Origin of the sequence: Microbacterium sp. B24, from assembly GCF_000333415.1 — a bacterium.
Classification (GTDB): domain Bacteria; phylum Actinomycetota; class Actinomycetes; order Actinomycetales; family Microbacteriaceae; genus Microbacterium.
In genome coordinates this window covers 1-8569 of record NZ_BADB01000302.1, presented here as the reverse complement: position 1 = coordinate 8569, position 8569 = coordinate 1, and the positions used below count along the sequence as shown (strand labels likewise).

10 protein-coding genes and 1 pseudogene are annotated in these 8569 nt (G+C 71.8%); 4 read left to right on the top strand and 7 right to left on the bottom strand.

Going from position 1 to position 8569, the window contains the following annotated elements; all coding sequences use genetic code 11:
* Together hutU and hutI are read left to right on the top strand one after the other, a co-directional pair.
* Positions 1-1003 (top strand): urocanate hydratase (hutU, locus tag I5I_RS07895; protein ID WP_036318270.1); only part of this gene is annotated, 1003 nt, incomplete at its 5' end.
* Positions 1000-2181 carry an imidazolonepropionase gene (gene hutI, locus I5I_RS07890; RefSeq protein ID WP_036318269.1) on the top strand — a complete coding sequence of 394 codons (1182 nt, stop codon included), beginning with the start codon at positions 1000-1002 and terminating at the stop codon, positions 2179-2181. The genes hutU and hutI, both read left to right, overlap by 4 nt.
* A 119-nt stretch (positions 2182-2300) precedes the next feature.
* Here hutI and I5I_RS07885 read toward each other — a convergent pair whose 3' ends face one another.
* The 4 genes from I5I_RS07885 to I5I_RS07870 form a co-directional block, all read right to left on the bottom strand.
* The gene (locus I5I_RS07885; protein WP_036318268.1) at positions 2301-2768 is read right to left on the bottom strand and encodes a SixA phosphatase family protein; all 468 of its coding nucleotides are present in this window, start codon (positions 2766-2768) and stop codon (positions 2301-2303) included.
* Positions 2765-3679, bottom strand: a complete 915-nt coding sequence (locus I5I_RS07880) for an arginase family protein (protein ID WP_036318267.1) — start codon at positions 3677-3679, stop codon at positions 2765-2767. The genes I5I_RS07885 and I5I_RS07880 overlap by 4 nt, the downstream gene beginning before the upstream one ends.
* A complete protein-coding gene (locus tag I5I_RS07875; protein WP_036318266.1) occupies positions 3679-4023 on the bottom strand; it encodes a gamma-glutamylcyclotransferase family protein in 345 nt (114 codons plus the stop codon). The genes I5I_RS07880 and I5I_RS07875 overlap by 1 nt, the downstream gene beginning before the upstream one ends.
* 89 nt (positions 4024-4112) lie before the next feature.
* Positions 4113-5384 carry a DUF445 domain-containing protein gene (locus I5I_RS07870; protein WP_036318265.1) on the bottom strand — a complete coding sequence of 424 codons (1272 nt, stop codon included), beginning with the start codon at positions 5382-5384 and terminating at the stop codon, positions 4113-4115.
* 34 nt (positions 5385-5418) lie between these two features.
* On the opposite strand from I5I_RS07870, the gene I5I_RS07865 reads away from it, so the two are divergent.
* A complete protein-coding gene (locus I5I_RS07865) occupies positions 5419-5691 on the top strand; it encodes a metal-sensitive transcriptional regulator (protein WP_036318264.1) in 273 nt (90 codons plus the stop codon).
* 169 nt (positions 5692-5860) lie between these two features.
* Here I5I_RS07865 and I5I_RS07860 read toward each other — a convergent pair whose 3' ends face one another.
* Positions 5861-7021, bottom strand: coding sequence for an acyl-CoA dehydrogenase family protein (locus I5I_RS07860; RefSeq protein ID WP_036318263.1), 1161 nt, complete (start codon positions 7019-7021; stop codon positions 5861-5863).
* A gap of 79 nt (positions 7022-7100) precedes the next feature.
* Here I5I_RS07860 and I5I_RS07855 point away from each other — a divergent pair, with 79 nt between their 5' ends.
* Positions 7101-7505 (top strand): hypothetical protein, encoded by a 405-nt coding sequence (locus tag I5I_RS07855; protein ID WP_036318262.1) that lies wholly within the window; start codon positions 7101-7103, stop codon positions 7503-7505.
* Between the two features lie 27 nt (positions 7506-7532).
* Here I5I_RS07855 and I5I_RS07850 read toward each other — a convergent pair whose 3' ends face one another.
* Positions 7533-8288, bottom strand: coding sequence for an alpha/beta fold hydrolase (locus I5I_RS07850; RefSeq protein ID WP_036318261.1), 756 nt, complete (start codon positions 8286-8288; stop codon positions 7533-7535).
* Positions 8289-8332: 44 nt separating this feature from the next.
* Positions 8333-8569 (bottom strand): annotated as a pseudogene (locus tag I5I_RS07845) (MFS transporter); the annotation flags it as partial.

The window sequence follows — 8569 nt, the reverse complement described above, 5'->3', positions numbered from 1 at the left end:
CGCCGGCCGGAGAGCGCTGTCGGTCGGTCTCGTCGGCAACGCGGCCGAGGTCTTCCCCGAACTGCTGCGCCGCCGGCACGCCGGCGCCGCCCCGATCGACATCGTCACCGACCAGACCAGCGCCCACGACCCCCTCGCCTACCTTCCGATCGGTCTGAGCGTGGCGGCCTGGAAGGATGCTGCGGCATCCGACCCCGAGGACTTCACCGCCCGTGCTCGGGCCTCCATGGCGGCGCACGTCGCGGCGATGGTCGGATTCCAGGATGCCGGGGCCGCCGTGTTCGACTACGGCAACTCGATCCGCCGTGAGGCCGAGCTCGGCGGCTACGACCGGGCGTTCGCGTTTCCGGGGTTCGTCCCCGCCTACATCCGGCCGCTGTTCGCCGAGGGGCGCGGCCCGTTCCGGTGGGTGGCGCTGTCGGGCGATCCGGACGACATCGCCAAGACCGACCGCGCGGTCGCGGAGCTGTTCCCCGATGACGCCGCGCTGCGGCGATGGCTGGACCGAGCGGGCGACACCGTCCGTTTCGAGGGGCTCCCCGCGCGCATCTGCTGGCTCGGCTACAAAGAACGCCACCTGGCGGGTCTGAAGTTCAACGAGATGGTCGCCTCGGGCGAGCTGGCCGGCCCGATCGTCATCGGTCGTGATCACCTCGACGCGGGATCGGTCGCCTCCCCGTACCGCGAGACCGAGGCGATGGCCGACGGCTCCGATGCGATCGCCGACTGGCCGTTGCTCAACGCCCTGTTGAACACGGCGTCGGGTGCGTCCTGGGTATCGATCCACCACGGCGGCGGGGTCGGCATCGGCCGCTCGATCCACGCCGGCCAGGTGACCGTCGCCGACGGTACGGCGCTCGCCGCCGAGAAGCTCGAACGGGTGCTGACGAACGATCCCGGCACGGGCGTGATGCGCCACGTGGATGCCGGGTACGAGCGGGCCCGCGAGGTCGCGCGTGAGCGGGGACTGGTCGTTCCGATGCTGCGGGACGACGCGCCGTGAGCACGCTGCTGCTGACGAACGTCGGTGAGCTCACGACGAACGTCGAGGGTCTGGGGGACGACCCCGCCGACCCGACGGGCCTCATCCGCGGCGCCGCCGTGGCGATCGTCGACGGTCGCATCGCCTGGGCCGGCCGCGCTGGCGAGAAGCCGCCCGTCGTCTCGACGGTGGTGGATGCCGAGGGGCGCGCGATCATTCCGGGCTTCGTCGACAGCCACACGCACCTCGTCTTCGCCGGGGATCGCGCCGACGAGTTCGATGCCCGCATGGCCGGCCAGCCGTATGTCGCCGGCGGCATACGCCGCACCGTGGCGGCGTCGCGCGCGGCATCCGACGACGAGCTGCGGGCACGGCTCGCCGCACTCGTCGAGGAGATGCACCGACAGGGCACCACCACCTTCGAGGTGAAGACCGGCTACGACCTCACCGTCGACGGCGAGGCCCGGCTGGCGCGCCTCGCGCGAGAGGTGACCGACGAGGTGACCTTCCTCGGTGCTCACGTCGTGCCCGACGAGTTCGTCGGCGACCGCGACGCGTACGTCGACCTCGTCTGCGGTCCGATGCTGGAGGCCGTGCTGCCCTTCACCCGGTGGATCGACGTCTTCTGCGAGCGGGGGGCGTTCACGCTCGCCGAGAGTCGCCGCATCCTGCGCGCCGGCATCGCCGCGGGACTTCTCCCGCGGCTGCACGCCAACCAGCTGGGTCACGGCGGTGGCGTGCGTCTCGCGACGGAGCTCGACGTGATCTCGATCGATCACTGCACCTATCTCGATGCCGAGGACGTGCGCCTGCTGGCAGCGAGCGACGTGGTGGTCACACTGCTGCCCGGTGTGGAGTTCTCGACCCGGCAGCCGTATCCCGACGCGCGGCGGCTGATCGACGCCGGTGTGAGCGTCGCCCTCGCGAGCGACTGCAACCCGGGCACCAGCTTCACCAGTTCCCAGCCACTCATGGTCGCGCTCGCGGTGCGCGAGATGGGGATGACGGTCGCCGAGGCGGTCTGGGCAGCCACCGCCGGCGGCGCGCGAGCTCTCGGCCGCACCGACGTCGGCTCCTTCGCGCTCGGCGCCCGCGCAGATCTGGTGCTGCTCGACGCGCCCTCGCGCACGCATCTGGCCTATCGACCCGGGGTTCCCCTGGTGCACGCCGTCTACCGCGGTGGGGAGCTGATCGCGTAGGCGTTTCGACTCGGCGCTGCCCGCCTCGCTCAACGTCCGGGCCTCGCCCTGTCCGCTCCCGCCCCGGTCGTTGAGCGAGCGGCGTCGCCGCGCGTCGAAATGCCCCGCGCCACACGGCGTCAGGGGCGATCGAAGGCCCACTCGTCGGGGTCGACGGCCGTCGCGACGTCCCAGTCGGAACTCGCCCACACGAACGTCGCGACCGCGCAGGTGGGCATGTGCCCGATGCCGCCTCCCGACAGGCGCTCCGCCAGCGTCGTCATGCCCGGATCGTGCGCGACGACCATCACCGCGGGCACGGCGCGCGCCACCGCAGCGGCCAGCAGGGTGTCCGCGGGCGCACCGTAGAGATCCGGGTCGAGCTCGGGTTCCAGCCCGAATGCCGAGGCGAAGAACGATGCCGTGGTGCGGGCGCGCAGCGCGCTCGAGGAGAGGACGGCATCCAGCTGCAGACCGGAGCTGGCGACCCGCTTCGCCAGCAGCGGCGCATCGCGCAGACCGCGTTCGTTGAGCGGACGGTCGTGATCGTCGAGACCGGGATCGCCCCAGTCGCTCTTCGCGTGGCGGACGAGCACGAGCGTCGTCATACGGTGACCTTTCGTCGGTACAGGCCGGTGAGCAGTTCCAGCACGCACAGGGCGGCCAGGCGCACGGTGCGCCCGTCGGCCGCGTCGGCCGCGGCATCCACTTCGACGATATCCGCGCTGCGCACGCCGGGGTCGGCGGACAAGCCGCGCACGAGAGTTCGCAGCTCCGACGCCTGCAGCCCGCCGGGCACCGACGCCGGGCAGCCGGGAGCGACCGCGCGGTCGCAGACGTCCACGTCGATGTCGAGGTGGATGCCGCCGCCACCGCGCCCCGCCACCTCGTGCGCCTCGGCGATCACGTCGTGTGCACCGCGTCGACGAAGCTCGTCGAGCGTGATGACCCGGATGCCGAGGTCGGCGGCGCGCTGGGCGTACGCCGCCGAGTTGGCGAAGTCGGCGATGCCGATCTGCACGATGCGCGTCGGGTCGAGCCCGTCGTCGACGAGGCGACGCACGGGCGAGCCGTTGGAGACGCCGTCGCGCAGATCGAAGTGCGCGTCGAGGGTGATGAGACCGGCGGCACCGGCGCCCTGGGCCGTCGCGTACGTGACGGAATTGTCGCCGCCGAGCGCGATCACCAGTGCGGCGCGCGCCGTCAGCTCGGCGGTGCGGGTGCGCACCCGCGTCTCGCCGTCGGCGCCGTCGGGATCAGCGACGTCTCCCGCGTCGGCCAGCCGCAGCGCGGCGGCGAGATCGACGGGCGGCGTCCCCATGAGGGTCGGGCTGTATCGGCGCAGCGCCTCACGGACCGCGGTGGGGGTCGCATCGGCGCCGGTCGGCGAGAGCGACGTGCGAAACGCCGGCACTCCCAGCAGCGCCGCGTCGAGGCGATCGGCCGCCGAGGCCGCGTCGAGCGCGGGCCAGTCGCCGGCGCGTGGCCAGAGCGGGTCGTGGGACAGGGCGTTGGTCATCAGCCGACGTACACCCAGGCGATCCGCCCGCTTCCCAGCGTCACCCGCACCCGGCGGTACAGCGACACCTCGTACTCATCGGCGGCATCCACCTCGTCGGCGGTGAGGTGCAGGACGCGGCCGACCACCTTGTCGAGCGGACTGCCGGTCTCACGCAGCACGGGATGCACCGACAGGCCCGACAGGTCGACGACCCGCTGGTCCTCGATCTCGGCGTAGTCGATCGTGTAGCCGGGCAGCACATCGGGCTCGCCCGCGATGAGACGGCCGAAGGTGTCCAGCTGCACCTCGGCGTACTGAAGCGTGCCGTAGGTGAACAGCAGCTCGTCCGCCGGTTCGCCCATGCCGTCAGGCTACTGCGCCCGGTCGCGGCCAGCCAGGGGCGCGCCTTCGTTCATCGGCCGTCCATAACCCTTCCGCCGCGCACGCCCACTCACCCGAGAAGGGCGTGCGCGACGGCGAAGATGACCAGTCCGGCCAGAGCGCCGACGACGGTGCCGTTGAGACGGATGTACTGCAGATCGCGGCCGACCATCAGCTCGATCTTCTCGGTCGTCTCCGCCGGATCCCACTTCTCCACCGTGTCGGTGATGATCGAGGCGATGTCGTGGCGGTAGCGATCCACGACGAAGACCGCGGCCCCCGCGATGCGGTCATCCACACGGTGCTGGAGCGCGGCATCCGTCGACAGACGCTCGCCGATCTCGACCAGCGCCGCGCTGATGCGTCGACGCAGCCCGCTGGAGGGATCGGCCAGGGCCGTCAGCAGACCCGTCTTAGCCGTGTTCCAGGCCTCGGCGGCCAGCTCGCGCACGCGCGGGCTGTCGAAGACGGCCGTCTTGGCCTCTTCGAGACGCGCGATGGTCGTGGGATCGCTCTGCAGGTTCTCGGCGAGCCGCGCGAGGTAGCCGTCGACGGCGCGGCGTGCGGGGTGGTCGGGGTCGTCCTGGATCGCGGCGACGAACTTCACGGCCTCGTTGTAGACGGTGTCATCGACGAGGCGCATCGCGACCGACGGCACCCAGGAGGGGAGTCGGCGAGAGACCAGACCGCTGAAGGCGGCATGGTTGGCGCGCAGCCATGTCGCGATGCTGTCCACCCCCAGGTCGACCGCGCCGCGGTGCGCGTCGGCCTCCACGACGCGAGAGAGCCACGCGCCCACGGTCGGTCCCCACTGCGGGCTGAGCAGGTGCTCGCGTGCGAGGTCGCTGATCAGATCCTGCACCTCGTCGTCGCTGAGGGCGCGCAGGATGCCGGACGCCACCGCCGAGGCCTCTGCGGCGACGGTCTCCGCGTGGGCGGGATCGCGCAGCCACCCACCGGCCGTGCGAGCGATGGGCGTCGACTCCAGCTTCGCGCGGACGACGCCCGCCTCGAGGAAGTTCGTCTCGACGAACTCGCCCAGGGTGCGCCCGATCTCGTCCTTGCGGCGCGGGATGATCGCGGTGTGCGGGATGGGAATGCCGAGGGGATGGCGAAACAGCGCGGTCACCGCGAACCAGTCGGCCAGCGCGCCGACCATGCCGCCCTCTGCGGCGGCGCGGACGTACTGCAGCCACGGGAAGCGGTCCTGCAGGACGAAGGCCACGACGAACACGACCGCCATCAGGATCAGCGCGCCGAGAGCGACGCCCTTCATCACCCGCAGCGCGCGGCGACGTTCCTGGTCGGCGGGGCTGAGCAGTTCGGTGGGGGTGCGCGCCATGCCCGTAGTCTCGCACGCGGCGTATCCTGGCCGCGTGATCGAAGACATCCAGAAGCGCGCCCTGCACCGCACCCGCATCCTCGAGGGTCAGGTGCGCGGGCTCGCCAAGATGATCGAGAACGAGGACTACTGCATGGACATCATCGCCCAGTCGCGAGCGATCCAGCGGGCCCTCGCGTCACTGGACAAGCTGCTGATTGAGAACCATCTGCGCACCCACGTCGCGCACATGTTCGCCGAGGGCGGCGATCAGCGCGAGCTCGCCGTCGCCGAACTCCTCAAGGCGTACGACCTCGAGACGCGCTGACGGCGGCGTTCCTCCGGTCGACCGAATCGCAAGGCCGTCGCCGCGACACGCCGGGTGCGGCGGGATCCGGGCGGCGTGTCGCGCGGCATCCCCTGCCGTTCGGTTCTGAACGGGGCGGTTGCCGGGGATGGATGCGGGGATGGATGCGGGGGTGGATGCCGCCGGTGCGTCAGCCGCCGACCGGGCCGAGCCACGCGGCGGCGACGGTCGCGTGCGCGGACTCGGGGTCGGAGGGGTGGAACATGCCGGCCAGCACGTCGCGGTAGAGGCGGCTGAGCTCGTTGCGGGTGAAGTACGACGAGCCGCCGGCGACGAGCATCGCCTCGTCGACGATCTGCTTGGCCGCGACGACGGCGCGGTGCTTCAGGCCCGACAGCGTGGGAAACCACAGGCCGCCGTGATCGACGAGGGCGTCCACGTCGCGCGCGATCGCCGCGACCTGGGGGCGCAGGCCGTCGTAGGCGAGGGCCATCTCCGCGATGCGCCAGCGGATGTCGGCGTCGTCGCTGTAGGGGCGCCCGGTCTTCTTCGACGTTCTCGTCTTCGCCGCCGCGACGGCCAGGTCGAGCGCGCGGCGTGCGACCCCGGTGTAGACGGAGGCCAGGAGCACTTCGAAGACGCTGAAGATGCCGAAGACGATCGGGTCGGGGTTGGGCCCGGGTGCAACCCGGCGCACGACACGATCGGCAGGGGCCACGGCCCGATTCAGCACGGTCGTGCGCGATTGCGTGCCGCGCATGCCGACCGTGTCCCAGTCGTCACGGGTGTCGACGGCGTCGGTACGCCGCACGAACGCGTAGACCATCTTCGGGTCGGTCGGGTCGGTGGTGTCGAGTCCGTGCAGCCCCAGCTGCGTCCACACCGGCCCGAGCGAGGTGAAGATCTTGGTCCCCGTGAAGGTGTAGGAGCCATCGGCGGAGGGGACGGCCTGCGTGTCGCTGCCGAACAGGACCAGATCGTTGCCCGCCTCGCTGATGCCGAAGGCGAAGACCTCGCCGGAGGCCGCACCGGTCTGCACGAACTGCAGGTCGTCGATGCCGCGGTCGGACATCACCTTCGCCACCCCCGTCCACACGAGGTGCATGTTGATCGCGAGTGCCGTCGCGGGGGCCGCGCTCGCGAGCCGCTGCTGCAGCACCGCGGCCTCCGCCAGCCCGAGGCCTGCGCCGCCCAACGCGGTGGGCACGAGGATCGACAGGTATCCGGCTGCCGTCAGCTCCGCGAGATCCTCGGTGGGAAAGCGGTTCTCGGCATCCACGGCGGCGGCGCGCGAGCGGATGCGCTCGAGCAGGTCGTCCGGCAGGTACGCGGTCGCATCGAAATCGGTCACCCCTCCATCCTGCCCCTCGTGACCGGACCCAGGGTCGCCGTCGGGTCCCGCGGCACCGCCGGCGCGGCAGGATAGGAGCATGATCTCGACCGAGTTGGCCGTCGCGCTGCGCGAGGCGGGTCTCGTGTGGCGCCCGGCATCCGGCGACCGGTTCCAGCTCGACGAGCCGGAGTTCGAAGCCGACGTCTTCACGGTCAGTGAGATGACGATCGAGCCTCGGGAGTACGCGACGGGGGCGATCCTCGCCTTCAACGGCACGACCGAGTGGGCGCTGGACTCGGTCGCCCAGGCCGATGCGCTGTGGCTGCCGCGCGAAGATCAGCTGCGCGAGCTGCTGAGGGGAGCCTTTCGCCGGCTGGAACGGCTCGCCGACACGCACCGCGTCGAGATCGAGTTCGCGGGCGAGCGGCGGGCCTTCGAGCACCCCCAGCCGGAAGACGCGTACGCCCTCGCTCTTCTGCACATCCTGCGCCGCATCTCCTGACGACGGCGCGGTGCCGATGCGGGGGCGTCAGCCGATCGCGTCGCGGAGGTGACGCATCGTCTCCTCCGGAAGGTCGCGGTGCGGCGAATGTCCCGCCCCGGTCACCACCGACATCGTCAGGAGCGGATGGCGCAGCACCGCGGCGGCCAGCTCGCCCTGGAAGATCGAGAACACCTCCGGGTCCGCCGCGATCACGTGCGTCGGCACCGCGAGCCGCGCGGCGGCCGCCCGCACGTCCCACGGCGTGTTCTGCAGACTCGTCTGCTCGACCGCCCACCGGCTCGCCTGCTGCGCGGCCCGGGCCTTCAGCTCGATGTCGAGCGGATGCCAGGTGGGATGCTCCGCCCGCACCGCCTCGACGGAGGGGTCGGCGAAGGACTGCTCCTGCCCGACGCGGACGTTCTCGCGATCGCGGTCCGCGAGGTGGATGGCGGGATCGACGAGCACCAGCCGGCGCGTCCAGCCGGGGTCGCCCGCGCTCGCGACGGTGACGGCGGCGCCGCCGAGGGAGTGCCCGATGACCAGGTCCCACGGTGCGCCGTCGTCGGGGCGCGTCTGCGCGACGTCGGCCGCGTAGGCGTCGATGCGGTAGTCCAGCGTCCGCGGTGCGGTGCCGTGGCCGCGCAGGTCGACCGCGGTCGCGTGCCACCCGGCATCCGCGAGGGTCACGCCGTAGCGCCACATCAAGGCACCCGTGGAGCCGAGTCCGTGCACGAGCAGCGCGCGACGCGGAGCGCGCACGTCGCCCCACGACAGTCGGGGCAGGGTCACAGCGGCGGTCATGCGGTCAGCCTACGGTCGTGCGCTGTCGGTGGGTGATGAGGACGTCATGTGATGACGGGGACGGGCTCGGTGTCGGGGATGGGGCTCGCATCACGTCCGCGCAGGTCGGGGAAGCCGCGGACGAAGACGATCGCGACCAGGGCTCCGACGATCGCGAAGCCGGCCGCGGCAGCGTAGGCGCCCGCCGCACCGTTGCTGTCGATGAGGAAGCCCGCCACGGCGGATCCCAGGGCTGCGCCGATGAGCTGTCCCGACTCTAGAGGATCCCCGGGACCGAGCTC